This is a genomic window from Stappia sp. (assembly GCF_965276915.1).
Lineage (GTDB): Bacteria > Pseudomonadota > Alphaproteobacteria > Rhizobiales > Stappiaceae > Stappia.
On the sequence record NZ_OZ255709.1, the window covers coordinates 4,514,880 to 4,539,855 of the forward strand.

At 67.9% G+C, this 24,976-nt stretch carries 30 protein-coding genes; 24 read left to right on the forward strand and 6 right to left on the reverse strand.

The annotated features are described in order from the left end of the window. Window positions 1-54 precede the first annotated feature (54 nt). The 8 genes from ACQY46_RS21060 to ACQY46_RS21095 all read left to right on the forward strand — a co-directional run bounded on the left by ACQY46_RS21060 (window position 55) and on the right by ACQY46_RS21095 (window position 6,176). The gene (locus tag ACQY46_RS21060; protein ID WP_428697925.1) at window positions 55-465 is read left to right on the forward strand and encodes a DUF3775 domain-containing protein; all 411 of its coding nucleotides are present in this window, start codon (window positions 55-57) and stop codon (window positions 463-465) included. A gap of 141 nt (window positions 466-606) precedes the next feature. Then, window positions 607-765, forward strand: a complete 159-nt coding sequence (locus ACQY46_RS21065) for a hypothetical protein (protein WP_428697926.1) — start codon at window positions 607-609, stop codon at window positions 763-765. A 44-nt stretch (window positions 766-809) separates the two neighbouring features. After that, a complete protein-coding gene (locus ACQY46_RS21070) occupies window positions 810-1,715 on the forward strand; it encodes a DMT family transporter (RefSeq protein WP_428697927.1) in 906 nt (301 codons plus the stop codon). Between the two features lie 33 nt (window positions 1,716-1,748). Continuing rightward, entirely contained in the window at window positions 1,749-2,729 is a 981-nt protein-coding gene (locus ACQY46_RS21075) for a heparan-alpha-glucosaminide N-acetyltransferase (RefSeq protein WP_428697928.1), read from the forward strand. Between the two features lie 91 nt (window positions 2,730-2,820). Further along, window positions 2,821-3,282, forward strand: coding sequence for a hypothetical protein (locus ACQY46_RS21080; protein WP_428697929.1), 462 nt, complete (start codon window positions 2,821-2,823; stop codon window positions 3,280-3,282). Between the two features lie 70 nt (window positions 3,283-3,352). Continuing rightward, complete coding sequence (locus tag ACQY46_RS21085) at window positions 3,353-4,480, forward strand: anhydro-N-acetylmuramic acid kinase (protein ID WP_428697930.1); 1,128 nt, start codon at window positions 3,353-3,355, stop codon at window positions 4,478-4,480. A 14-nt stretch (window positions 4,481-4,494) separates the two neighbouring features. Next, window positions 4,495-4,908, forward strand: coding sequence for a DUF6665 family protein (locus ACQY46_RS21090; RefSeq protein WP_428697931.1), 414 nt, complete (start codon window positions 4,495-4,497; stop codon window positions 4,906-4,908). A gap of 293 nt (window positions 4,909-5,201) precedes the next feature. Beyond that, a complete protein-coding gene (locus tag ACQY46_RS21095; RefSeq protein WP_428700535.1) occupies window positions 5,202-6,176 on the forward strand; it encodes a DUF1402 family protein in 975 nt (324 codons plus the stop codon). A gap of 67 nt (window positions 6,177-6,243) precedes the next feature. Here ACQY46_RS21095 and ACQY46_RS21100 read toward each other — a convergent pair whose 3' ends face one another. Further along, window positions 6,244-6,522, reverse strand: coding sequence for a hypothetical protein (locus ACQY46_RS21100; protein WP_428697932.1), 279 nt, complete (start codon window positions 6,520-6,522; stop codon window positions 6,244-6,246). Between the two features lie 116 nt (window positions 6,523-6,638). Next, window positions 6,639-7,298: an MBL fold metallo-hydrolase gene (locus ACQY46_RS21105; RefSeq protein WP_428697933.1), complete on the reverse strand. Its 660-nt coding sequence runs from the start codon at window positions 7,296-7,298 to the stop codon at window positions 6,639-6,641. A 558-nt stretch (window positions 7,299-7,856) separates the two neighbouring features. On the opposite strand from ACQY46_RS21105, the gene ACQY46_RS21110 reads away from it, so the two are divergent. The 6 genes from ACQY46_RS21110 to ACQY46_RS21135 all read left to right on the forward strand — a co-directional run bounded on the left by ACQY46_RS21110 (window position 7,857) and on the right by ACQY46_RS21135 (window position 12,530). Then, window positions 7,857-8,657 (forward strand): cold-shock protein, encoded by an 801-nt coding sequence (locus tag ACQY46_RS21110; protein ID WP_428697934.1) that lies wholly within the window; start codon window positions 7,857-7,859, stop codon window positions 8,655-8,657. 200 nt (window positions 8,658-8,857) lie between these two features. Beyond that, window positions 8,858-9,379 carry a GNAT family N-acetyltransferase gene (locus ACQY46_RS21115; RefSeq protein WP_428697935.1) on the forward strand — a complete coding sequence of 174 codons (522 nt, stop codon included), beginning with the start codon at window positions 8,858-8,860 and terminating at the stop codon, window positions 9,377-9,379. Then, window positions 9,376-10,233, forward strand: coding sequence for a 23S rRNA (adenine(2030)-N(6))-methyltransferase RlmJ (locus tag ACQY46_RS21120; RefSeq protein ID WP_428697936.1), 858 nt, complete (start codon window positions 9,376-9,378; stop codon window positions 10,231-10,233). The genes ACQY46_RS21115 and ACQY46_RS21120 overlap by 4 nt, the downstream gene beginning before the upstream one ends. A gap of 83 nt (window positions 10,234-10,316) precedes the next feature. After that, window positions 10,317-10,763 carry a cytoplasmic protein gene (locus tag ACQY46_RS21125; RefSeq protein ID WP_428697937.1) on the forward strand — a complete coding sequence of 149 codons (447 nt, stop codon included), beginning with the start codon at window positions 10,317-10,319 and terminating at the stop codon, window positions 10,761-10,763. A gap of 11 nt (window positions 10,764-10,774) precedes the next feature. Next, complete coding sequence (locus tag ACQY46_RS21130) at window positions 10,775-11,461, forward strand: ribonuclease T2 family protein (protein ID WP_428697938.1); 687 nt, start codon at window positions 10,775-10,777, stop codon at window positions 11,459-11,461. After that, window positions 11,439-12,530, forward strand: a complete 1,092-nt coding sequence (locus ACQY46_RS21135; protein ID WP_428697939.1) for a DUF1176 domain-containing protein — start codon at window positions 11,439-11,441, stop codon at window positions 12,528-12,530. Before ACQY46_RS21130 ends, ACQY46_RS21135 begins: the two co-directional genes overlap by 23 nt. Window positions 12,531-12,555: 25 nt before the next feature. On the opposite strand, the gene ACQY46_RS21140 is transcribed toward ACQY46_RS21135, so the two are convergent. Beyond that, the gene (locus ACQY46_RS21140; RefSeq protein ID WP_428697940.1) at window positions 12,556-12,810 is read right to left on the reverse strand and encodes a hypothetical protein; all 255 of its coding nucleotides are present in this window, start codon (window positions 12,808-12,810) and stop codon (window positions 12,556-12,558) included. A gap of 334 nt (window positions 12,811-13,144) precedes the next feature. On the opposite strand from ACQY46_RS21140, the gene ACQY46_RS21145 reads away from it, so the two are divergent. After that, the gene (locus ACQY46_RS21145; RefSeq protein WP_428697941.1) at window positions 13,145-13,759 is read left to right on the forward strand and encodes a glutathione S-transferase family protein; all 615 of its coding nucleotides are present in this window, start codon (window positions 13,145-13,147) and stop codon (window positions 13,757-13,759) included. A 24-nt stretch (window positions 13,760-13,783) separates the two neighbouring features. Here the strand turns inward: ACQY46_RS21145 and ACQY46_RS21150 are convergent, their stop codons facing one another. Both ACQY46_RS21150 and ACQY46_RS21155 read right to left on the reverse strand, forming a co-directional pair. Then, window positions 13,784-14,611: a phosphate/phosphite/phosphonate ABC transporter substrate-binding protein gene (locus tag ACQY46_RS21150; RefSeq protein ID WP_428697942.1), complete on the reverse strand. Its 828-nt coding sequence runs from the start codon at window positions 14,609-14,611 to the stop codon at window positions 13,784-13,786. Window positions 14,612-14,813: 202 nt separating this feature from the next. Next, the gene (locus ACQY46_RS21155) at window positions 14,814-15,485 is read right to left on the reverse strand and encodes an outer membrane protein (protein WP_428697943.1); all 672 of its coding nucleotides are present in this window, start codon (window positions 15,483-15,485) and stop codon (window positions 14,814-14,816) included. 388 nt (window positions 15,486-15,873) lie between these two features. Between ACQY46_RS21155 and ACQY46_RS21160 the strand changes: the two genes are divergently transcribed. The 5 genes from ACQY46_RS21160 to ACQY46_RS21180 all read left to right on the forward strand — a co-directional run bounded on the left by ACQY46_RS21160 (window position 15,874) and on the right by ACQY46_RS21180 (window position 21,021). Next, window positions 15,874-16,869, forward strand: a complete 996-nt coding sequence (locus tag ACQY46_RS21160) for a calcium/sodium antiporter (protein ID WP_428697944.1) — start codon at window positions 15,874-15,876, stop codon at window positions 16,867-16,869. A 67-nt stretch (window positions 16,870-16,936) separates the two neighbouring features. After that, complete coding sequence (locus tag ACQY46_RS21165; protein ID WP_428697945.1) at window positions 16,937-17,725, forward strand: SDR family oxidoreductase; 789 nt, start codon at window positions 16,937-16,939, stop codon at window positions 17,723-17,725. After that, window positions 17,722-19,854 (forward strand): excinuclease ABC subunit UvrC, encoded by a 2,133-nt coding sequence (gene uvrC, locus ACQY46_RS21170; protein WP_428697946.1) that lies wholly within the window; start codon window positions 17,722-17,724, stop codon window positions 19,852-19,854. Before ACQY46_RS21165 ends, uvrC begins: the two co-directional genes overlap by 4 nt. A gap of 117 nt (window positions 19,855-19,971) precedes the next feature. Beyond that, window positions 19,972-20,601, forward strand: a complete 630-nt coding sequence (locus ACQY46_RS21175; RefSeq protein WP_428697947.1) for a thymidine kinase — start codon at window positions 19,972-19,974, stop codon at window positions 20,599-20,601. A gap of 126 nt (window positions 20,602-20,727) precedes the next feature. Then, a complete protein-coding gene (locus tag ACQY46_RS21180; RefSeq protein WP_428697948.1) occupies window positions 20,728-21,021 on the forward strand; it encodes an HlyU family transcriptional regulator in 294 nt (97 codons plus the stop codon). Window positions 21,022-21,068: 47 nt separating this feature from the next. Here the strand turns inward: ACQY46_RS21180 and ACQY46_RS21185 are convergent, their stop codons facing one another. After that, window positions 21,069-21,773, reverse strand: coding sequence for a GNAT family N-acetyltransferase (locus ACQY46_RS21185; RefSeq protein WP_428697949.1), 705 nt, complete (start codon window positions 21,771-21,773; stop codon window positions 21,069-21,071). A gap of 251 nt (window positions 21,774-22,024) precedes the next feature. Between ACQY46_RS21185 and pgsA the strand changes: the two genes are divergently transcribed. From pgsA to ACQY46_RS21205, 4 genes are all read left to right on the forward strand, one after another. Continuing rightward, complete coding sequence (gene pgsA, locus ACQY46_RS21190; protein ID WP_428697950.1) at window positions 22,025-22,603, forward strand: CDP-diacylglycerol--glycerol-3-phosphate 3-phosphatidyltransferase; 579 nt, start codon at window positions 22,025-22,027, stop codon at window positions 22,601-22,603. Window positions 22,604-22,646: 43 nt separating this feature from the next. Continuing rightward, a complete protein-coding gene (moaD, locus tag ACQY46_RS21195; protein WP_428697951.1) occupies window positions 22,647-22,898 on the forward strand; it encodes a molybdopterin converting factor subunit 1 in 252 nt (83 codons plus the stop codon). A 90-nt stretch (window positions 22,899-22,988) separates the two neighbouring features. After that, entirely contained in the window at window positions 22,989-23,438 is a 450-nt protein-coding gene (locus ACQY46_RS21200; protein WP_428700536.1) for a molybdenum cofactor biosynthesis protein MoaE, read from the forward strand. Between the two features lie 248 nt (window positions 23,439-23,686). Continuing rightward, a complete protein-coding gene (locus ACQY46_RS21205) occupies window positions 23,687-24,922 on the forward strand; it encodes a multidrug effflux MFS transporter (RefSeq protein WP_428697952.1) in 1,236 nt (411 codons plus the stop codon). Window positions 24,923-24,976 lie beyond the last annotated feature (54 nt).

The following is a 24,976-nucleotide window of genomic DNA, read 5'->3' on the forward strand; positions in this document are numbered from 1 at the left end:
GCGGAAACAAGAAGCGGACCAGGGAGCCGGCCCCGCGAGGCGGAGTTTCGAACGATGGCGGTCGACCTCACACTTTCTCCGGCGACGATCCGGATGCTTGTCCAGAAGGCCCGGGCAGCAGCAGCTGCCAATGACGGCGGCTATGAGACCGGCAACGATCACGAGATCGAGTTCGACAATGAAAGCCTGGAGGACACCCATGCCCATGACGGGCTGGCCGAGGAAGAATCGGACGACCTCTCCGCCGAGGAACTGCTGGAACTGATCGAGGACCTCAATGTCGACGAGGCCGCGGAACTGGTCGCGCTGGTCTGGATCGGGCGGGGCGACTATGACGCGGAAGAGCTCGACCAGGCCATAGAGGAGGCCCGTGACCGGGCCTTGCGCTCCACCGCCAAATACCTGATCGGCATGCCGCTTTTCGCCGATCACCTCGAGGCGGGGCTGGAAGCGCTCGACCTCTAGTCGCGCCTTCTTTTCCACAGACAGCGGACGCTACGTTACTTTCCTTGGGATAAGTGCGAGGGGTCGCGCCGCGACGCTTTACAGTTTGTTAACCATACCGCTTGAATTCTCTGGTCGCGAGGGGATTGGCGGAGACGACACATGAGCTTCACGAACCAGGCACCGACGAACGATCTGGCCGCCGGCCTGTCCGACACGATTGCCGTCCAGAAGACCTCCCCCTGGCCCATCGCCCTGCGCGTGACCGTCGCGATCCTGGTCCTCACCCTCGTTTTCTGCTTCGCTTTCCCGAACGGCTGACGCTGGCGCTTGCAGGCACCCCCGGTTTCGGATAGCGGGTGCCCATGAGCCGCCTTCTCGCCAACACGCTGCTGCTTCTCGCCGCCCTCTTCTGGGGGTCCGCCTTCGTTGCGCAGGCGACGGCGATGGCGCATCTGGGACCGCTCACCTTTACCGGCGTCCGCTTCCTGATCGCCGCCGCCGCCGTCCTGCCCTTCGCCCTTGCGGAGGGGCGCCGGAACCCCGGCAACCCGCTGACCGCCGGCATGGGCCTGCGTTTTACCGGCCTCGGCCTCGTCTTCTTTGCCGCGATCACCTTGCAGCAGGTCGGCCTGCTGACCACGACGGTGACCAATGCCGGTTTCCTGACCGGCATCTATGTTGTCCTGACGCCGCTGCTCGCCCTGGTCGTGTTTCGCGAAAAACCGCATGCCGTCGCCTGGCCCGCTTCGCTGGTGACGCTCGGTGGCATCTGGCTGCTCAGCGGCGGCGACCTGAAGGCGCTTGGCACCGGCGATATGCTGATGATCGTGTGCGCGGTCTTCTGGGCGCTTCATGTCGGCCTTATCGGCGGACTTGCGGCGACGAGCGGCCGCCCGCTGGCGCTCTCCTGCTGGCAGTTCGCCGTGGTCGGCACCGCCGCGCTGGCGCCCGGCCTGCTGCTTGAGCCGGTCACGTTCGCGGCATTATGGGCGGCCGCTCCCGAACTCTTTTATACAAGCCTGATCTCCGGCGGGCTTGCCTTCACGCTGCAGGCCATCGGGCAGCGCTGGACGCGGGCCGCCGATGCCGCCATCCTGCTGTCGTCCGAGGCCCTGTTCGCAGCCCTTTTCGGGGCGCTTCTGCTGGGCGAAAGGCTTGACGCCGCCGGCCTGGCCGGCTGCCTGCTGATCTTCCTCGCCATCATCGCGGTGCAACTCGTGCCGATGATCTCGTGGAACCGGTGGCGCCTGCGCCCCAACCGGGTCTGACCGGAACCCAGCCGACAACGGAGTGCCTGCGGCATGGCGATGACAAGCGAAGCGGATGCCCGGCAGCCGCGGGGGCGGATCGACGCCCTCGACGTCGCGCGCGGCATCGCGCTGGCGACCATGGCCGTCTATCACCTGTCCTGGGACATGAAATGGTTCGGCGTGGTCGACTGGCCGGTCGATTCCCACCCCGCCTGGCGGGGCTTCGCCATCGCCATCGCCGGCAGCTTCCTGTTTCTCGTCGGCATCGGCCTGGCGCTGGCCCATCGCGACGGCCTGCGCATCGGTCCCGCCCTGCGCCGCGCGGCACGCATCGCGCTCGCCGCGGCCGCCATCAGCCTTGCCACCTACTTCGCGCTTGGCGAGCAATATGTCCGCTTCGGCATCCTGCATGCGATCGCCGCCGGCTCGCTGGCAGCGCTGCCCTTCGTGCGCCTGCCGGTGGTTGTCATCGCGCTCGCCGCGGCGCTTGCCGCCGCGCTGCCGCTTCTGGTCTCGCTGGACTTTGCCGGCGACAGCTGGCTCGCCTGGACCGGACTTGTCGCCCGGCCGCCGCTGTCGGTCGATTACGTGCCGCTGTTTCCCTGGCTGGCCGCCATCCTCGCCGGCATCGTCGCGGGCAGGATCGCGATCGCCCGCGACATTCCCGCAAGGGTGCGCCAATGGCGGACAAAGGGGCGGACAAGCCGGACGATGGCCCTTGCCGGCCGCCATTCGCTGCTGGTCTATCTCGTGCACCAGCCGCTCCTGTTCGGCGCGGTCTGGCTGGCGGTGACCGCCGGCCTGACCCCGGACCGCACCAGCACCGCCTTCGTCGCGCAATGCACCGCCACCTGCAGCCTGTCGGGAGAAGCCTCCGGATGCGAGGCGGCCTGCGCCTGCACGCTCCGCTCGCTGCGCTCGGACGGCATCTGGCAGGACCTGCTGGAGCGTCCCGACGATGCCGAACTCGGCTCCGCGCTGAACGATCGCTACGGCCAGTGCCGCGGCCGCTTCGACCTCGGCGCGGACTGACGAGCGTGCGGAACGTGACGCGCGTCACTGCCCGCGCCGCCCGGGCACGGCAATGTCGTGCTACAGTGTCGGAGGCCGGGGAGACGATCACATGGGAAACCACAAGACCATTGCCATCAGCAGGTTGACGGGCGCCGCCCTTCGCCCGCTTGCCGCCGGCGCGTTGATGCTCGGCACGCTCGCCGCGATGCCGGCGCCGGCCGCTGCCGAAAGCTGCTGGATGCACAACGGGTCGGTGATGCGCCTGCAGGCAACGGGCGATCGCCGCTGGTTCTCCTACGACAATCCCCGCCCGCAATTGCGCAGGGCCGGCGTCGCACCCGGCACGGTGCTGTTCGAAGGCGTCAAGCGCGGCAACTGGTACGAGGGAACGGCACGGGTGTTCTCCCGCCACTGCCCCGGCCAGCCGCAAGTCTATTCCGTGGCCGGCCCGGTGCGCCCCGACCAGCTTCAGGTGACGGTGTCCGGCACCCGCAACATCAACCGGCAGTGCCACCCCACCGATGCGGTCACGACCGACACGCTGGTCTTCACCTACAGCCACCAATGCTAGGGCCGGTCGTTCCCGAACCGGGACTGCGTGCCGCGACAATGACCATGACCACCCGGGAGACCGCGCCCAGATGACCCCCGCCTGGGCCATTGGCCTGATGACCGGCACCGTCCTCGACGGCAACATCGACATCGCCCTGCTGCGAACCGACGGCGAGGAGATCGCCGAATTCGGCGCCTGGACGCTCGCGCCCTATCCGCAGGACCTGCGCCCGCTTCTCGTCGAGACGCTGGCGACGGCGGCCGACTGGGCGTTTGCGGGCGACGAACCCGAGATCTTCGCCAGGGCCGAGGCCCGCGTCACCGAGGCGCAGTCCGAGGCCGTCGCAAGCTTCCTGGAGGAGATCGGCCTGCCCCGCGGCGAGGTCGCGGCCATCGGTTTCCACGGCCAGACGGTGCTGCACCGCGCGCCCTCGGCCGGACGCAAGGGACGCACCCGCCAGCTTGGCGACGGCAGCGCCATGGCGAACCGGCTCGGCATCGCGGTCGTCAACGACTTCCGCAGCGCCGACATGGAGGCCGGCGGCCAGGGTGCGCCGCTTTCGGCGATCTACCACGCCGCGCTGCTGCGCCGGGCGGACGCGGGGCCCGAAACCGCCGTTCTCAATCTCGGCGGGGTCGCCAACGTCACATGGGTGGACGAGCGGGGTCTTCCCCATGCCTTCGATACCGGGCCGGCCAATGCCCCGCTCAATGACTGGATCGGCCGGCACGGACTTGGCGAGATGGATCGCGACGGGCGCCTTGCGGCCTCCGGCCGGGTCGACGAGGGTCGCCTGGCGCACCTGCTCGACCACCCCTATCTGGCCGCGCCCTATCCCAGGTCCCTCGACCGCAACGATTTCACCTCCGCCATGGCCGACGGGCTGAGCGCCAAGGACGGCGCCGCGACCCTGACCGCCTTCACCGCCGGCGCCGTCGGCCGCGCGCTCGATGTCCTGCCGCATCGCCCCGCCCGCCTGGTCCTGTGCGGCGGCGGGCGCCGCAATCCGCTGATGCGGCGGGAAATAGCGGCCCGTGCCGGGATCGAGGTCCTGCTTGCCGAGGACCTCGGCTGGCGGGGCGATGCGATCGAGGCCGAATGCTTCGCGCTGCTGGCCATGCGCGCCCTGCGCGGCCTGCCGATCAGCTTTCCCACCAGCACCGGCGTCGCCCGGCCGATCACCGGCGGTGTCCCGCACCCGCCGGTGCGCGCGTGAGCGCGAGGCCCGCCATGTCGCTCCGCACGCCAGAGGTTTTCCGCCCCCGCAGCGACGACCCGCTCGGCGAGGCGCTGCGACAGGAGGAGGCGGCCGAGAAGATCGCTACCCTCGTCCGGCTGAACAAGGTGCTGGAGAGCGCGCTGGCGCTGCTGCATCGCTGCGGCGAACGCTTCCATGCCGCCTCCCCGGACGAGGTCGAGGCGCTGCGCGCGCGCTGGCGACGACGCCATGCGGAGGCCGGCGAAGCGCTCTGGCACAGCCTTATCCAGCGCGAGCTCTGCGGCCTTCGCCGGCATGACGGTTTCCTCAAGGATCTCGCCGTCCCGCGCTCGGTGCACCTGCTGATGGGACCCGCGGCCACCGCCGCCGATCCGCCAGATCCCCCGCCCCCGCCCGACACCGGCACGACGGCGCAGACCCGATGAACCGCCTGCCGGCGCCGTTTCGCTCAGCCCCCGCACCCGACAAGACAAGCGACCTTTCCCGCATGAAATCCATTCGTTCCAGGCTTTCCCGTGCCCGTCACTCCACATCCGTAGCCGACCTCGCCGAATGGCGCGGAGACGGACGCAACACGCAAAGATTTGTTCAGCCTGTGGCCCGGCCGTCCTTCCCAACGCACCGCCCCCCGGTATATGCAAGGGGCGAGGCGGACGAGCGGCGGCTGGATGCGGTAATGACACGACCAACGATTTTTGCGCGGCGCGCGCGCGCGGTTCTGCGCGCACTCGCGGCAACGCTCCTGCTGGCCCTCCCCCTGGATATCGCACCGCTTGCCGGGATCCCCTCGTTCGTGAGCGGCGCGGCGGCGGCAAGCACCGTGCCCTCCGGCAACCGCAACGCCCGACAGCCGCGCATCCCCTTCGCCTCCGCCCGTCGCACCGCGGCAAGCAACTCCGCCTACGACGCGAAGTTCGACCGGATCATCGCCGTGCTGCGCCGGGATTCACGCCTGATCCGCGACATCAAGCGCGTCGCCGGCCTCTACGGCATCGACCCCGTCCACATGCTCGGCGCGATCATCGGCGAGCACACCTACAATTACGACAGTCTCGACAGCGCCCAGTCCTACTATGTGAAGGCGCTGAGCTATGCGGGCGTGCGCATGGAGTTCTCGCTTGGCGGCGAGCATGTCGAGGATTTCGTCAAGCGGCCGCAATTCAGCCGCTGCAACAATGGCCGCCAGGACACCAACACGCTGTGGAACTGCTACCAGCGGGTCTGGAACGTCTCGTTCCGCGGCAAGCGGGTCGACGGCGACCGGTTTCCCGACAAGACCTTCAACGAGGCCTTCTTCCAGCCGCTCTTCGCCGGCCAGAGCTTCGGGCTCGGCCAGCTGTCGCCGCTGACGGTGCTGATGATGAGCGACAAGGTGGCCCGCACGAGCGGCTTTTCGAAACTGTCCGCCAGGAACGAGCAGGAAATCTATCGCGCGGCGATGGATCCGGGAAAGTCGCTGCACTACATGGCCGCGATCCTGCGCGACGCCATCGATGCCTACAAGTCGGTGGGGCGGGTCGACATCTCGAAGAACCCGGGCCTGACGGCCACGCTCTACAACCTGGGAGATCCCTGGGCGCGGGCCTCGGACTTTCGCCGGCGACGGGCGGCGGGCGCCCAGACATGGCCGGCGGAGAACTACTACGGCTGGCTGGTCAACGACAAGCTCGAGGTCATCGAGAGCCTGCTGTGACCGGCGGTGGCGGTTCGCCCGCCACCGTCCGCTCGGGAAGGTGCCGCGTGTCGCGGCCGATGGGCAGTCACTCCATCCAGCAGACTTCCTTCATCACATAGACCCTTTCGCCGGTATAGGGATCGCGCACCGGCGTCGGCATCACGTTGCAGACCTTGTAGCGGGTCAGCGTCGCGCCGTGGCCGCCGCGGATATAGGGACCGCCGCGCATGTCCTGCTCCTTCAGCCGGTCCAGCCGCATCTGACGGCTCATGTTGTCCTCGACAGCAAAGGCGCCGGTGATCATCGTGGTGGTCATCGTGGCGGCCATCGCCGCAGCCAGGGCAATTCGCGTCATCTTGCGCATGGGTCTTGTCCTTGTCTTCAGGCCGGAACCGTTCCGGCCATCTGCAAGGACCTTAACGCCGCAACCGGCCGTGAAGCCGTGACGCGCGTCACGCGGCGTCCGTTTGCCGCCGATGCCTATCTGAGGAACGGATTCGTCTGCCGTTCATGGCCGATGGTCGAGGCCGGGCCATGGCCGGGCAGGAAGGTGACATCGTCGCCCAGCGGCAGCATCTTGTCGCGGATCGAGGCGATCAGCGTCTCGTGATTGCCGCCCGGAAGATCGGTCCGCCCGACAGATCCGGCAAACAGCACGTCGCCGGAAATCGCGAACCGCAGCTCCTTGTCGAAGAAGACCAGATGGCCAGGCGCATGGCCGGGGCAATGCAGCACCTGGAAGCTGCGACCGGCCATGGTCAGCTCGTCGCCCTCGGCGAGCCACAGGTCTGGCTCGACCGCCCGCACCCCGTCGACGCCGAACTGGCGCGCCTGGTCCTCCACCCGGGCGATCAGCTCGCGGTCCGCCTCGTGCGGTCCGATCACCGGCACCTCCAGCGCCTCCGCCAGATCGGCCGCACCCCCCACATGGTCGATATGCCCGTGCGTCAGGACGATTTTCTCGACCTTGACCTCATGCTCGCGCAGCGCGGCGAGGATGCGCTCGACGTCGCCGCCGGGATCGATCACCGCCCCGGCCTTCGTCGCCCTGTCGAAGACGATCGAGCAGTTCTGCTGGAACGCCGTCACCGGCACGATGACGATCTGGATCGGCGGCTCGATGCCCTCTGGCTCGCTCATGACGTCTCCTGTTGCTGTGGCCGGCCGGCCGCATCCCGCGCCCCGGGCGGCAGGCGCGCCCGACCACCCGGGGGAAGTTGCAGGCCCGGCAAGAATTCCGTTTCCCTCGTAGCCCGGCGGACGCGCCGCTGGCAACCATCCACCGCCCGCCCGGCCAAGGCTCCTGTCAATTCGCACAGGGACGGATCGGCGCTTTCACCAAAATGCTTCGAAAAACACGACAAGGTATCGGTTTCTCCGGGTTTTCCTTGCCCGAAAGCCCCCTCAGACCGTATGATATCACCGCGGTTGGCAGGGCTGGAGCGGTGCATGGTTGCCGAAGAGTGCGAGTTCGGGTGGTTCGGCGACAGGCAGGTCAGGCGACAGGCAGGTCTTCGGAAACTGTCATGCGACACGAATTGCGCGCCTCTCAGCCAAGGGTGGCGTGCGATCCGGTGCGGGTGACAACCGCGGTTGAAGCCTGACGGCGCAGGGCAAGAGCACAAAGGTCCCTGTGCGTCAGAAGAGTGTGATCGGCGAGCCCGGCGGACCAGCAGGCTCATACAAGGTGATTTGGACATGGATGACTGGCGTTCGGACGACCGTCGACAAGGCAGACGGCGCGGCGGTTCGAAGGACTATGGCGGGGACGCGGACGAATTCGGCGCTGGTTCCGATCACGGAAAGCGCAACAAACCGGAACGCGGTGGCCGTCGCGACAATTTCGGTGAACCTGCCTGGGGCGGCCCGGACGGCGGCGAGCCGGGGTTTCCTCCGGACAGCCAGTTTGGCGGCGGCGACCGCTTTGGCGGCGGCGATCGCGGTCCCTCGCGCTCCTTTGGCGACCGCGGACCGGACAACCGGCGTGAGGGCGGTGGCCCGCGCGGCGGCGGTTACGGCGGTCCCCCGCGCGAAGGCGGCGGCTATGGCGCTCCGCGCGGCGGCGGCTATGGCGGCGGCGGTTCGCGTGAGGGCGGCGGCGGTTATGGCGGCCCCCCGCGCGAAGGCGGCGGCTACGGCGCTCCGCGCGGCGGTGGCTATGGCGGCGGCGCTCCCCGTGACGGCGGCGGCGGTTATGGCGGACCTCGTGGTGGCGGTGACGCCGATCGCGGTCCCCGGCGCAGCGGCCCGCCGGCCGAGCGTGGCCCGCGGCAGCTTGGCACGGTGAAGTTCTTCAAGGCCGACAAGGGCTTCGGCTTCATCATGCCGGACAATGGCGATGCCGACGTGTTCGTCCACATCTCGGCGGTGGAGCGGTCCGGCCTGACCAGTCTGGAAAGCGACCAGCGCGTCTCCTTCGAGACCGAGCCGGACCGGCATGGCAAGGGCCCCAAGGCCGTCGAGCTGAAGATCGAGGAAGGCGGCGAGCAGCCGGAGTAACTCCCGGCAAACGCCCCCTGCGGTCACCGTCCGAACATTCCGGCCGGGCCATGTGCCGGCCGGACAGGGCGCATCACGGCCAGCATATCGCGGCGGCGGTTCCGGCAAGGGACCGCCGCCTCCCTTTTTCCCGCCGCCGGCAAGGCCCCTCCCTCGGGCCCGCGACCCGCGGCGCGGCATGGAACGCGTCACGAACCACGATGATCGACATCCGTCCCTTCCTCCCCGCCGATGTCGGGGCAGCCCGCCGCGTCAACGAAGCCAGTCTTCCCGCCGTCAACAGCCTGAGCGAGGCCGAACTGCTCGCGCTCGCGGCGATGAGCGTGCACACGCTGGTCGCAGTTCGCGGCGAGGACCTTGTCGGCCTGCTCGTCTGCCTCGATCAGGGCGCCGACTATGACAGCCGCAATTTTGCGTGGCTGAAGAACAATCTCCGCCGTTTCGCCTATGTCGACCGCATCGCGCTGGCGCCGGAGGCGCGCGGATCCGGGATCGGGCAGCTGTTCTATCGCGATCTGATCGCGCGGCTTGCCGCCGAGCCGGCACGCGCCGCTGCGCCGCTGGCCTGCGAGGTCAACACAAGGCCGCCCAACCCAGGCTCGCTGCGCTTCCACCAGAGGCTCGGCTTTGCCGAGATCGGCACGCAGGATCTCGGCGACAAGGCCGTCGTCTATCTGTCCCGGTCGCTCGCGGCCGCCGCAACGGGGAGCGCAAGCCGGTGAACTACCGCCACGCCTTTCATGCCGGAAACATCGGCGACGTCCTCAAGCACGCGACGCTCGCGCGCATCCTCACCTATCTCAAGGAAAAGCCCTCCGCCTTCCGGGTGATCGACACCCATGCAGGTCTTGGCCTCTACGATCTCACCAAGGGCGAGGCCCAGCGCACCGGCGAATGGCGCCAGGGCATCGCCCGGGTCCTCGACGCGCAGCGTCCGCCGCAGGTCGAGGCCCTGCTGGCGCCGTGGCTCGACGTTGTGGCGAGCGTCAACGAGGGTGCCCGCAAGCTCGAGCGCTACCCCGGCTCGCCGCTCCTCGCACGCAAGCTGATGCGCGAGCAGGACCGGCTGACGGTGACCGAGATGCATCCGCTCGACGTGGTGAAGCTCGCCGAGCTCTTCGACGGCGACTACCAGACCAAGGCGATAGAGCTCGACGGCTGGAACGCGTTGCGCGGCTTCGTCCCGCCGAAGGAGAAGCGTGGCCTGATCGTCGTCGACCCGGCCTTCGAGGAGACCAACGAGTTCGAGCAGCTTGCCTCCGGCCTCTACAAGGCGTGGCGCCGCTTCGGCACCGGCGTCTACATGGCCTGGTATCCGATCAAGGACCGCAAGCTGGTCAAGCGCTTCTACGACGCCATGTCGGTGTCCGGCATCACCCGCATCATGGTCGCCGAGCATTTTGCCGGCCGGGCCACCGCCGACAAGCCGATGATGGGCAGCGGGCTGATCATGATCAATGCACCGTGGACGCTGAAGGGAGAGCTGGAAACCATCCTTCCCTGGCTGACAACGGTGCTGCAGCAGGGGCGCGGCGCCGAATGGCGGGTGTTCGACCTGACCGGCGAAACCGCGTGACGGCCGCCGCCGCGCCAAGGCTTGACCGTGACGACGCGCTGCCGCATCGTCCTGCTGACCGCACCGGCCGAGGAGACGTCCGCATGCCCGCCCTTTACCGCCACGCCCTGCGCGCCATCGTCTACGTGGCCGCCTTCGCCGGCTTCTGCCTTGCGGCGCAGGCACAGGATCGCCCCTATTTTTCCTGGAACGACGAGCCGCGCATACCGGCTTGCGAGGAAGCGGCGGTCCAGCGCGCCGTCATCGGCCATGTCGCGCGGGCCGACGCCGTCTATTCGGGCGGCATCACCATCCGCGAGATGCACCGCATCGTCGAAACGGGCTACAGCGTCGACCGGCCGAGCCCCTATGCCCGCCGCTTCTGCGAGGCGCGGGCCATGATGAGCGACGGCCGCCAGCGCCGCGTCTATTACGCCATCACCGAGCACAGCAGCTTTGTCGGCCTCTCCTGGGGTCTTGAGGCCTGCGTCGCCGGCATCGACCCGTGGCGGGTCTACGATGCGCGCTGCCGCACTGCGCGCTCCTATTGACGAGAGCATCGATGTCGAGGCTCCCGGCATGCGCGGGACGGCTTGCCGCCTGCCTTGTCGACACCTGCCTTGTCGCCGCCGTGCTGCTGGTCGCCCTTGCCGTTGATGCGCGCGCCGAACGCCCCGGCACCTTCGATTATTACGTGCTCTCGCTCTCCTGGTCGCCCTCCTACTGCGCCCGGGCCGGACGCAATGCCGATCCGACCCAGTGCCGCGCCGCCAAGCCCTTCCGCTTCATCGTCCATGGCCTTTGGCCGCAATACGAAAACGGCTACCCGGATTTCTGCGAAGTCTCGGAGCCGCGCGATCCCGCCGATGCGACGATCAGGAAGACCCTCGACATCATGCCGAGCCGGGGCCTCGTCCGGCATCAGTGGCGCAAGCATGGCAGTTGCAGCGGGCTTGCCCCGGACGCCTATTTCGCCCTTGCCCGGCGCGCCTTTTCAAAGATCCGCATCCCGGCCGCCTTCGCCACGACGGAAAGCGGCGGACGGGTGGCGCCCGACGCCGTCGAGACCGCCTTCCGTCTCGCCAATCCGGGCCTGCGCGACAACGCCATGGCCGTCATGTGCAAACAGGGGCGGCTGAGCGAAGTCCGCATCTGCCTGACGCGCGACCTGGAATTCCGCTCCTGCCGGTCCGTAGACCGGCGGGGCTGCAGGCAAGGGCAGATCCATGTTCCCGCACCCGGACGCTAGAACGACCAACCGCCCCGTCGCCCCGCGCCAAGCCGGCGTCGTGCTTGCCGCCGGCCTGCTGGCCTTTTGCCTTCAGGCATTCGGCCCGGCCGCATCCCGCGCCCATGCCGAAACCTTCGGCGACTGGCAGCTGGACTGTTCCTCCCGCGACAACTGCCAACTGACGACGACGGGGGTCGAGGAGCAGAGCGGCCAGCCGCTCTACACGCTGGCGCTGCGCGCGGGCAAGGCGGCGCTGTCGCTGTCCTTCAGCGCCGGCCGCGCCCGTCCCGACGACACCCGCGCAATGCAATGGGAGGTGGACGGAACCCTGGTGCATGTGCTGCGCCCCGAGGAGTTCGCCCCCTTCGGAGATATCGACCATCTCTACGTCACCGACGCGGCGGCGGGCGACCGGCTGCTCGCCGCGCTCAGGGGCGGGACGCGGCTGCGGGTTTCCTATCTCGACGCGGTCGCCGACGCCCATGACGCGGTCTTCTCGCTTACCGGGCTGACCGCCGGGCTCCAGGCGCTTGGCGGTGCGGCGAGCGGTCTCGACACCGCCCGGTTGGCAGCGCCCGATGCCGTCCCCGCCCTTGCAAGGCCGAGCCGCCGGGAGATCGTCACGGCGCTCGGCATCCCCTACGCGGTGCTGGAGCGGCACGCCCGCACCAGCGACTGCGAGAGCACCGACAGCGCCTCGATTGCAAACGCCGAGGTCCCGGTCGGTGTTCTGGGCAATGCTTCGACGCTCTATGCCATTCCCTGCACGGTCTCCGGCAACGCGGTGACATACCGGCTCTACATGCGCGATTCGGGGGAAATCGGCGGCATCGAGACGCTTGCCTTTGCCCTGCACGACCCGCGGTTCGGCTGGGTCGGCACGGACCTCCTGACCGGCGTTGCCTACGACCATGACCGCGGCCTGCTGACGGCCGAACATGTCGGTCGCTCGGACCGCGTCTGCGGCTACCGCGCGGCATGGCGCTGGCAGGATTACGCCTTTGTGCTGGAGCGATTCGAGGGTCCGGCGGAGTGCCGTGATGCCGGCAATCCCGGTCGCTGGACGCAGGTCTTTCCGTCTAAATAGGCCGCATCCCGGCGCCCGGTCCCGATCACTTGCGCAGCATTGCCGCGACATGCTGGCGGGCGAAATGCGGCGACAGGCGCAGCGGCTCGGTGACCAGCGCCAGCGTCGGCCGCTGGTCCGCGAAAACCTCGTTCACCGCATCATGGTAGCGCGACATCGGCTCATCGACGACATCCGGACGCCAGGGCGCGAAAGCCGGCCCCGAGATCACATAGACCAGAGCCGACAGGCAGATCGCCTTGCACAGCGCCCCGAAGGGAGAGTGAAGCGAAAGCCGCATGCCATGTCCTTTGCCGGTATCCTCGCGAAGCCGCCTGCCGACCCGCATCGCCACGCTAGGAACCGCGCTTTAACGAGATGTTACCGGCACATTCGCAATTCGTTTCAAGAACGCACTGAAACCGCGACTGTTTTTCAAGCCGTGGACAAACAACGCAAAACCGCGTTAACCAGTGTTCTGCGGTGTCGAAAAAATTCGCCCCGCCAAACCGGCCGCCCCATGCCAGGCAGGACCTGCCAGCCAGGTCATGTCCTGCGGACATGTGAGCGAGACCGGCACCCGCCAGACCGCACGCCCCCGTGCATCCGTTCCTGAGACATTTGGGAGGCTTTTCGTGCCCGTCCTTCGCTCTTCCCCCCCGTCCCCCTTCGGCCGCAAGGCCAAGATCGCCGCCGCCGTTCTCGGCCTGAAGGATCGCATCGCCGTCGAGATGACCGACACGACCGATCCCAGCGACACGATTCGCGCCCAGAACCCGCTCGGCAAGATCCCCGCGCTGGTGCTCGATGACGGCAGGGTGCTGTTCGACAGCCGGGTCGTGGTCGAATATCTCGATCACCTCGCCGGCGGCGGCAAGATCATCCCCGCGGGCGCCGCCCGCTTCGACGTGCTGCGGCTCGCGGCCCTTGCCGACGGCATCATGGATGCCGCCATCCTGCAGGTCTACGAGGTCCGGTTCCGCCCCGAGGACAAACGTCATCCGGACTGGCTGGCCTATCAGGGCGAGAAGGTGACCCGCGCCCTGGCGGCGCTGGAAGCGGAGACGCCGGCAACCGTTGCCGCCGGAACCCTGCCCGATGCCGGCCAGATCGGCCTTGCCTGCGCGCTCGGCTATCTCGACCTGCGTTTCGACGGCACCTGGCGGGCCGGCCATCCCGGGCTCGTCGCCTGGCTCGAGGCCTTCGAGGCGGCGGTTCCCGCCTTCACGGACACCCGTTTCACGGGCTGAAGCGGCCCCCCTGCGCTCGAGCGGTCAGGCAAGGGCCGGATATCCGAGCCGCGAGGCGGCCGCGTCGCGCTCGGCTATGATCGCGTAGTCGGCAGCCTCCATCGGCACGAAGCCTTGCAGGAACAACGCCTCGCGCACATCGCGCGGGGCGGTCGCGATCGCCTCGGCAACCGCTTCGCGCAGAATCTCCACCCGGGCGGCATTGCCGCGCGCCGTGATCATCGGCAGGCCCGGCGTCGGCGGCGTCCGCAAGAGAACGCGCACGGCCCCGGCAGCTGGATCATGCCTTTCGGCAAGCCGGAAGCTGACGGCGTCGAGCGTCGCCGCATCCGCCTCCCCGCTTGCGACCGCCGCAAGCGCCGCACGGTGCGAGCCCGTCTCGATCACCTTGGAAAACCATGCCCTGCCGCCCGCAAGCGGCGCCAGCAGGTGACGCAGCGCCCCCTCCCCCGACTGCGAACCGGGGTGGTTGAAGGCAAGCCGTTTGCCGCGCAGGTCCTCAAGCCCTTCGGCGCGGCTGTGCCCCGCCACCACGACGACACTGTGATAGTGGCCCGGCGGACATCCCTCGACCCCGTGATCGGGCGCGCCGAGCACGCAGACCGCGCCGGCAAGGTGGCGCACAAGCGGCAACCCGCAGGTCTGGCCGACAAGCAGCCCCGGATCGCGCCACAGATCGAAGAGATCGCGGTCGCGTGACAGCATTGCCGGCGGCGCGAACCCGCGTGCGTCGAACGCGGCGCGAAGGCCCGTCCAGAGCGCGTCGGTCGCCTCGCGAACCTCCGGCCAGTCATACATCGGCAGGCCGGCAATCGGCGGGTGCAACGGGGATGAAGCTTCGGCGACGGACACGACAGGCCTTTCGGGGAGGGACACGCCTCGCGAGGCTAGAGCAGCGGCACGGACACTGGCAAGGGCACTGGCAAGAGCACTGGCAAAGGCATTGGCAAAGGCATTGGCAAGGCCGGCGCTCGCGGGCGCTTTTCGCAGCCCTGAAACGAAAGGAGGGAGCCCGTTGCCGGGCTCCCTCCTTGCACGTCGCGATCCGTCAGGGTCAGAACTTGTAGCTCATGCCGAAACGGACCTGGTTGTTGTCGAGATCCGTCTTGTAGGTCTGGCCGCCGATAGCGAACTTGTCGCTGCCGTAGTTCTGGTACTGGTATTCGACACGGGCCGTGATGTTCTGCGTCACGGCACCCTCGAGACCGGCGCCTGCCGTCCAGCCGGTACGGATGGAGTTCTTGGAGGAGCCGTTTGCCGTCGCTTCGATGTCGGCAATCGCAAGACCCGCGGTACCGAAGACCAGGAAGCGGTCGAAGGCCCAACCGGCGCGGGCACGAACCGTGCCGTTCCAGTCGCTCGACGTCTTGTAGTTGACACCGGCGACCGTACGCGACTTCTCGATGTCGGTGAGGCTGAAGTCAGCCTCGGCGCCGAGCAGGAATTCCGGCGTCAGCATGTAGTTGTAGCCGGCGTGGACACCGCCTGTGACGCCGTTGTCGCGGGTGTTGAAGCGACCGGTGACGGCGTTGTTGGTTTGAAAGTCGGACCAGTTCCAACCGAGATGCCCACCGAAGTAGAACCCGGACCAGTCGAACCGTTCCGCGGGAACGGGCTCGTTGTAGGTATAGGGTTCGGCAGGCTGCGGAAGGTCGGCCGCGAGTGCCGGAGCACTCGCCGCGACGGCGGCGGCGATCGTCAAACCGGCTGCAGCGAGACGCTTCATTTGATTACTCCGAGTTACACATGGAATATTCGGACAGGCGGGCAATCGCCCAGCCGCTGTCCGGCCCCCAACACGGAACATATGGCGATCGAATGTGGCAACGCCCGTCACGAAATGCGGTGATCTGGGGGCAAGTGATGATTTTTTGGTGACGTGGTAAGCAATCGGTTACCATGCGGAACAGGCGGGAAACGCCGCCAACCGGGCCTTTTCCGCATGCCTGCAACCCCACATCCGGGCTTTTCATCCGCATTCGAATACATATATAGGGCAGGTCACACGCAGGCTGGAGTGAACCAGACGGGCTCGCCCGGACCTTTCCGCCGCGCCCGTGTCCAGCTTGCCTCGCTTTTCACATTGTCTCCGCAGCGCCGGGTGCCCTAGCTTCATGCTCATCGAATATGTCAGCCTGATCGGGGGGCTCGTCGTTCTCATCGTCGCCGGAGACGTCCTGGTGCGCGGTTCCGTGGGCATCGCGGAGAAGCTCGGCATACCCACCCTGGTGATCGGACTGACGATCGTCGCCTTCGGCACCAGTGCGCCCGAACTCGTCATCTCCCTCGGCGCGGCGCTGGACGGTCTTCCGGGCATTGCCGTGGGCAATGTCGTCGGCTCCAACATCGCCAATGTGCTGGCCGTGCTCGGCCTGCCGGCGCTGTTCGCCGCGACCGCATGCTGCGAGAACGGCGCGACCCGCAACGCCATCTTCATGGTCGCCGTGACCGGCATCTTCATCGGAATGGCGTTCCACAGCCCGATCTCGCGGCTGGACGGCGGCATCCTGCTGCTGCTCCTGGCCGTGTTCCTGTGGGATTCTGTTCGCGCCACCCGCAAGCACCGCGCGCAGAATGCCGGGGCCGCGGCGGTCGAGACCGGCTGCTGCGACGACGACACCCCGTTCGAGGAAGTCGAGGGCGTTCCCGAAAGCCCGGCGCTTGCCATCCTGTTCGTCGTGCTGGGCATGATCGGCCTGCCGCTCGGCGCCCATTTCACCATTGAGGGCGCCTCGGCGCTGGCCCGCAACTGGGGCGTCTCCGACGCGGTGATCGGGCTGACCGTCGTTGCGCTCGGCACCTCGCTGCCCGAACTGATGACCTCGCTGATGGCTGCCGTCCGTGGCCACGCGGCCGTCGCGCTCGGCAACGTCATCGGCTCCAACGTCTTCAACCTCGTCGCCATCATGGGGATCACGGCCGTCGTCATTCCCGTGGAGGTTCCCGCCGAAGTGCTGCGGTTCGACCTCTGGGCGATGCTTGCCTGCGCGCTACTGGTGCTCGCGTTCTCGGCAATGCGGGTGACCATCCGCTGGCCTTCGGGTATCATCCTCTGCGCATTGTACGGGATCTACATTTTCATGGCGTTCCATCTCGGCAAGGTTGCCTGATCGAACGTCGCCCGCATTGCGTATGTTTTTTTGCCAGCGCCTGATTTCCGGAACCCAGCGAGTCGCAATGCCCGTATCGGAACGTGCCGCAACCGCGGCAAATGCCCCTGTCGCCCTCGTCACCGGCGCCGGTCGCCGCATTGGCCGCGCAATCGCCGCGGACCTTGCCGCCAACGGCTTTCAGGTCGCCATCCACGCCCACAGCTCGATGCCGGAGGCCGAGGGCCTCGCCGGCGAGATCCTCGCGGCCGGCGGCAGGGCCACGGTCGTCAACGGCGACCTGACGCAGCCGCACACGCCGGCGCAGGTCATGAGGAAGGCATGCGAGGCGCTCGGTCCCGTCCGCCTCCTGATCAACAGCGCCTCGATCTTCGAGCGCGACGAGATCGGCGAGATCGAGGTCGAGCGCTACGAGCGCCACCAGGCCATCCACACCCGCGCACCCATCCTGCTGACCCAGGAAATGGCCGCAATGCTGCCGGCGGACACCACCGCCCTTGTCGTCAACATCATCGACCAGCGGGTGTGGAAGCTGACCCCGCAGTTCTTTTCCTATACCCTGTCGAAGGCAGCGCTGTGGACGGCGACGCAGACGATGGCGCAGGCGCTCGCCCCGCGCATCCGCGTCAACGGCATAGGCCCCGGCCCGACACTCGCCAACACGCGCCAGCAGGCGGAAGATTTCGCCCGCCAGGCCGGCGCGGTGCTGCTGGGACGCGGGCCGGCGCTGCCGGAATTCGGACGCACCATCCGTTTCCTGTGGGAAACGCCGTCGATCACCGGCCAGATGATCGCGCTCGACGGGGGCCAGCACCTTGCATGGGAGACGCCCGACGTCGTGGGCATCGCGGAATGAACGGACACAAGGACGCCCCCCTCGACCCGCAGGACCTGCCGGACGAGAACGGGGACGAGGACGAAAACGAGCTTCCGGGCGAGGACGGCGAGGCGGAGCTGCCGCAGGTGCCGGCCTTCCAGAGTGCACCGACGCCGCTGGGGCCGGACGCCCGCGGCGCGGACGTGATCGCGCATTTCGTTCGCCGCCTGCCGCTGGGACCCGGCGTCTACCGCATGCTCGATGGCGAGGGCAACGTGCTCTATGTCGGCAAGGCGCGTTCGCTGAAGAAACGGGTCACGAGCTATACCCGCCTGCAGGGGCAGTCGAACCGCATCCTTCGAATGATCATGGCAACCGCGTCGATGGAGTTCGTCACGACGGGCACAGAAACGGAAGCGCTGCTTCTCGAGGCAAACCTGATCAAGCGGCTGCGGCCCCGCTTCAACGTGCTGCTGCGCGACGACAAGTCGTTTCCCTACATTCTCGTCACCGGCGACCACGAGGCCCCCGCCCTCGTCAAGCATCGCGGCTCGCGCCGGCGCAAGGGGAGCTATTTCGGCCCCTTCGCCTCCGCCGGCGCGGTCAACCGCACGATCAACGCCCTGCAGAAGGCGTTCCTGCTGCGCAATTGCTCCGACAGCTACTACGCCAACCGCTCCCGTCCCTGCCTGCTCTACCAGATCAAGCGCTGCGCCGGCCCCTGCACCGGCGAGATCGCACCCGACGATTACGGCGGCCTCGTCGCCGAGGCGAAGGCATTCCTCTCCGGGCGCAGCCAGATCGTGAAGAAGGAACTGGCCGGCCAGATGGAGCAGGCGTCGGAAACGCTCGATTTCGAGCGCGCCGCCGTCTATCGGGACCGGCTTGCCGCGCTCTCGCATGTCCAGTCGCACCAGGGCATCAACCCGCAAACGGTGGAGGAGGCCGACGTCTTCGCCATCCACCAGGAAGGCGGACAGACCTGTATCCAGGTGTTCTTCTTCCGCACCGGCCAGAACTGGGGCAATCACGCCCAGTTTCCCCGCGCCGACAAGTCGCTCGGTGAGGCGGAAGTGCTGGAGAGCTTCCTCGCCCAGTTCTACGACGACAAGCCGACGCCGCGCCTCGTGCTCCTGTCGCACGAGATCGAGGAACGGGCGCTGCTTGCCGCCGCCCTTTCCGAGCGCGCCGGCCACAAGGTCGAGGTCGCCGTGCCCCAGCGCGGCGAAAAACGCGAACTGGTCGAGCACGCGACGAAAAACGCCCGCGAGGCGCTCGGCCGGCGACTTGCCGAGACGAGCAGCCAGGCACGCCTCTTGAAAGGGGTCGGCGAGGTCTTCGGGCTTGCGGCGACCCCGCGCCGCATCGAGGTCTACGACAACTCCCACATCATGGGCACCAACGCGGTCGGCGGCATGATCGTCGCCGGGCCGGAAGGCTTCGCCAAGGGCCAGTATCGCAAGTTCAACATCAAGTCGGAGGACCTCGTCCCCGGCGACGATTACGGCATGATGCGCGAAGTGCTGACCCGGCGCTTCTCACGCCTGCTGAAGGAACATGCCCGCGACCCCGTCCCTGGCCCTGTCCCTGGCCCGGCCGCTCCGCAAGAGGCGAAGGGGACGGAAACGGAGAGGGTGTCGGCCCCGCCGGTAGAAGCGGATATCGAGGAGACGGACATCGAGGAGGCCGACGGCGACACCGCGGACATCACCGCCATCCCGGCCTGGCCGGATCTCGTCTTCATCGACGGCGGCCTCGGCCAGTTGAACGCGGCGCGCGAGGTGCTGGAGCACCTTGGCATTACCGATGTTCCGCTCATCGGCATCGCCAAGGGACCGGACCGCGATGCGGGGCGGGAGAAGTTCTTCATCCCGGGCAAACCCTCCTTCATGCTGCCGGAGCGCGATCCCGTCCTTTATTTCGTCCAGCGCCTGCGCGACGAGGCGCACCGCTTCGCCATCGGCACCCACCGGGCCCGGCGCAAGAAGGACATTGCCCGAAGCCCGCTCGACGAGATCGCCGGCATCGGCCCCAGCCGCAAGCGCGCACTGCTCCGCCATTTCGGCACGGCCAAGGCGGTCTCCAAGGCCGGCATGGACGACCTGATGGCGGTCGAGGGCGTGTCCGAATCCGTGGCCCGCGCGATCTACGACCATTTCCACGAGTAGCCCCGCGCGCCGCCGGGTATTCCTTTACCTGTGCAAAACGGCGCGACCGGGTCGGTCCCGGACACGAATGCGGTCATGATGGCGGCATACGCCACCACAGGAGCCGGCGCCCGGACAATGGCGAAACTCTATTTCAGCTATTCCTCGATGAACGCGGGAAAGTCGACGATCCTGCTGCAGGCGTCCTACAACTACCGCGAACGCGGCATGGCGACCCTGTTGCTGACCGCAGCGATCGACGAGCGCGCCGGACGCGGGCGCATCGCCTCGCGCATCGGACTGGCCTCGGAAGCCGACCTGTTCGAGACGGGAACGGACCTGCTCGGCCATGTCGAGACACACCTTGAAGAGCACCCGATCGACTGCGTCTTTGTCGACGAGGCCCAGTTCCTGACCGAGGCGCAGGTCTGGCAGCTCGCCGGGGTCGCCGACGAACTCGGCATCCCGGTGATGTGCTACGGGTTGCGGACGGACTTCCAGGGCAAGCTCTTTCCCGGCAGCGCCGCGCTGCTGGCCCTCGCCGACACATTGCGCGAGGTCAAGACGATCTGCTGGTGCGGGCGCAAGGCAACGATGGTCGCCCGGCTCGACGGCGCCGGGCGGATCGTGGAGGAAGGCGAGCAGGTCGTCATCGGCGGCGAGGAAAGCTATGTCTCGCTCTGCCGCCGGCACTGGTCGCACCGGCAGCTGGGCGACGGCGCGCCGGAAGGCCACGCGCCCCGCAACGACCGGGACAGCCGGGCTTGAAGTGCCCCGCCGCACGCGCGACACTTGGCCCCGGATCCGCAGGACCGGAAAAAACAGCCTGCGGGAGGACTTGCCGGACCGGCGCGCGGATGCGCGGCGCGGCGAAAAGCACACGGAGCGCGTGACATGGTATTCGGCAAGCTGTTCGGCGGGTTGTTCGGCGGCGGCGACAAGGCGGCGCCGCGCGCCCGGCATCCGATCGTGGAGTACAAGGGCTTCCTCGTCACGCCGGCCCCGACCGCCCGCGACGGGCAGTGGCAGGTCGCCGGGTCGATCGCCCAGACCAACGAGGACGGCGAGACGCGCTCGCACGACTTCATTCGCGCCGACCTGATGCCAAGCGAGGAGCAGGCCGCGGAATTCGCCATCCGCAAGGCCCGCCAGATCATCGACGAACAGGGCGAACGCATCTTCTCCTGACGCGCCCGATCGTCCTGGACCGGCCCCCGCCATGGCCCGGTCGGTGTTCAGCCCCTGAACGAGGCGAGCGCGCGCTTCTGCCGGCCGTCCGCATCGAAATTCGACGGATCGAGCCAGGCCTCGAAGGCGGCCTTGAGCGCCGGCCATTCGCTGTCGGTGATCGAGAACCAGGCCGTGTCGCGATTTCGTCCCTTGTAGATCACGGCCTGGCGGAAGGTGCCCTCATAGACGAAGCCGAGGCGTTCGGCCGCACGCCGCGAGGGTGCGTTCAGCGCATCGCATTTCCACTCGTAGCGGCGATAGCCAAGCTCGTCGAAGACCCGGCCCATCATCAGGAACATGGCCTCGCTCGCCATCGCCGTTGCCTGGAGAGCTGGCGAGAAATTGATGTGGCCGACCTCGATGACCCCGTTGCCCGGATCGATCCTGAGATAGCTGGCAACGCCCAGCGCCCGGCCGCTTTGCGCGTCGACCACCACATGGAACATCGGATCGTCGCCGGGATAGGTGGCGGCCGCGAAGGCGGCGAAAGCCTTCTCCTCCTCGAACGGGCCATAGCCCAGATAGGTCCAGTTGCGACCCTCGCGATCTTTTGAATAGGCCTCGAAAAGATCGGCCGCGTGGCGCGACTCGTACGGCTCGAGCCGGCAGGTCCGCCCGCTCATCGCCATGCGCGGCGGGCGTGGCCGCGCCGTCCAGTTCGCCACGTCCGGCCCGATCGCCTGCCCGAACCCGTTCACCCGCTGTGTCATCTCGCATCCCGTTTTCATGTCGTTCCGCAAAGGTATACCCGTTGTGGTGGGGCGGTGGAGAGCCGCCTGCCGATCAATTCGCAGGGCCGGTTCCAGACCACGCGATGACGGCTCCCGCCCGGGCCCGCCGATTGACGCGCACATGTGCACATGCTTCAAGGTCGGGTACGTCCCTTGACCCCCGCCTGGAGCGGTGGCTCGCCGATCCGGCCGGAACGGCGGCTCCGCCCAGCTCAAGACACGACCGAGACATGTCGCGATCCCACGTCTGGAGCCTTCCCAACATCCTGACCTACGGCCGCATCCTCGCGGTCCCCGCGGTCATGCTGTGCCTGATCCCCGATTTCGCCGGACATGGCGCGAGGTGGACGGCGCTCGCCATCTTCATCGTCGCGGCGATCACGGACTTCTTCGACGGCTATCTGGCGCGCGCCTGGCAGCAGCAGTCGCGTCTCGGCCAGATGCTCGATCCGATTGCCGACAAGCTGCTTGTCGCCGTGTGCCTGCTGTTGCTGTCCGGAAAGGGCGACATCGGCGGCTGGTCGATGATCGCGGCGGCCATCATCCTGTGCCGCGAGATCCTCGTTTCGGGCTTGCGGGAGTTCCTGGCCGACCTTCGCGTCAGCGTGCCGGTGACGCAGCTCGCCAAGTGGAAGACGACCCTGCAGCTCATCGCCATGGCCTTCCTGCTGGCCGGCCCCGCTGGCGAGGCCGTCCTGCCGGGCACCCAGATCGTCGGCCTCATGGCCCTGTGGATCGCCGCGCTGCTGACGCTATATACCGGTTACGACTATTTCCGTGCCGGCATCGGCCACCTGATGCAGGACTGACCGGACACTCCGGGGCCGCCGCCGCTACGAACGGAGCCTGATCATGCAGATACGCTACTTTGCCTGGGTGCGCGAACGCATCGGGCGCGAGGCGGAAACCCTCGAAGTGCCCGGCACGGTGACCACTGTCGCCGGCCTGATCGACTGGCTGTCCGAGCGCGACGAAAGCTATGCGGGCGCTTTTGCCGAACGCGAGACGATCCGCGTCGCCCTCGACCACGAGCATGTCGAGCACGACGCCCCGCTCGCCGGCGCCCGCGAGGCCGCATTCTTTCCGCCGATGACCGGCGGCTGAGGTGCATCGGTGACCGGCCACGCCCCCCTCCCCTCCGATATTGCCGCCCCGAATGCCGACGGGGAACGGGTCCCCGCCTCCCCCCGGGTCGTGGTGCGCATCCAGGCGGAGGATTTCGATCCGGCGGCCGAGATCGACGGGCTCGTCGCCGGAAAAGCCAATATCGGTGCCGTCGTCACCTTCACAGGCCTGTGCCGCGACGAGGCCGGCCGGCTTTCGGCGCTCGAGCTCGAGCACTATCCGGGCATGGCCGAGGAGGAGATCGGACGGATCGCGCAAGACGCCTGCCGGCGTTGGCCCCTCGACGGGATCCTCGCCATCCACCGTCATGGCCGCATCGCCCCGGGGGGCAACATCGTCCTCGTCGTCACCGCCTCGCGCCATCGCCGCGCCGCCTTCGAGGCGGCCGAGTTCCTGATGGACTATCTCAAGACAAGGGCGCCGTTCTGGAAAAAGGAACACCTGAAGAGCGGCGGCGCCGGCGAATGGGTGGACGCACGAGAGAGTGACAGCGCCGACGCCGACCGCTGGACGCGATAATTTTCCGAAAGGCTGCCGCGTATCCCCGCCGCTGTCATTTCAAGGTGTTGCCCGCCCTTCCGCGAGGAAAAACCGCTACGGCCGGATCCCGGTCACAGACCCGGGCCCGCGCAGGCAGGTTGACCGGCGGCAAATTCCGGTGAATGTCTAGCAAAAGCTCCCGACGCCCTGTCTCGGCCTGTGCCGGCAACCGTTCCCCCACGGTCTTCCTGCCGACAGCCGATGGTGTCCTCCCGATCGGACCGACCATGACTGTTTCCTCACCCGCCGCAGAGGCGGTCGGCGCACCGCGCCACGGCCTCGCTTTCACCGAGTTCGTCGCCATCGTCGCCGCGCTCATGGCGCTCAACGCGCTTGCCATCGACGTCATGCTTCCCGCCCTTGGCGACATCGGCCGGGCCTTCGCCGTCACCGATCCGAACGACCGCCAGAAGGTTGTCATCGTCTATCTTCTCGGCTTCGGCGCCGCCCAGCTCGTCTACGGGCCGATGTCGGACCGCTTCGGCCGCAGGCCTGTCCTGCTCGGCGGACTGGCGCTCTACGCGCTCGCCGGCCTTCTCAGCCTCGTCGCTGACACCATGGATCACCTGTTGCTGGCCCGCCTGCTGCAAGGCATCGGCTGCGCGGCGCCGCGCGTCGTCGCCCTCTCGGTGGTGCGCGACTGTTATTCCGGCGCCCGCATGGGCCGGGTGATGTCGCTCGTGATGATGGTGTTCATGACTGTCCCCGTGATCGCGCCCTCGATCGGCCAGTTGATCCTCTTTGTCGCGCCGTGGCGGGCGATCTTCCTGATGCTGACGCTCGGCGGCTTCGCCATGCTGATCTGGTGCGCGCTGCGCCTGGGCGAAACCCTGCCGAAAGCGGAAAGGCGGCGGTTCTCGCTCTCCGCCGTCGCAAGCGCCTATATGGCGACCTTGAGGACGCGCACCACGCTCGGCTACATGCTGGCCACCACGCTGATCTTCGGCGCGCTGTTCGCCTTCATCGCCTCCGCCCAGCAGGTCTATGTCGATGTCTTTGACCTCGGCGCGTCCTTCCCGCTGATCTTCGCGCTGATCGGCAGCGCACTGGCCGCCTCGTCCTTCCTCAGCGCCTCGCTGGTGGAACGGATCGGCCTGCGACCTCTCTCTCACTGGGCGCTCGTCGCCTATTGCGCGATCAGCGTGATCCAGGTCGTGGTCGCGCTCACGGCCGGCTCCAGCCTCGTTCCCTTCACCGGCCTGCTGCTGCTGGCGGTGTTCTCCTTCGGCCTCATCGGGCCAAGCTTCAACGCAATCGCCATGGAACCGCTCGGCCACATCGCCGGCACCGCCTCGGCCATGCTCGGTTTCGTCACCACCAGCGGCGGGGCCGCGCTCGGCTTCCTCGTTTCCAGCCATTTCGACGGCACGGTGCTGCCGCTCGCGCTCGGCTTTGCCGGCTTCAGCCTGCTCGCGCTGGGTGTCGTCGCCTGGACGGAACGTGGCCGCGTGTTCCGCCTTTAAGCCGAGACACCCGCGCCAACAAGAAAGGCGGCCCGAAGGCCGCCTTTTTCGTTT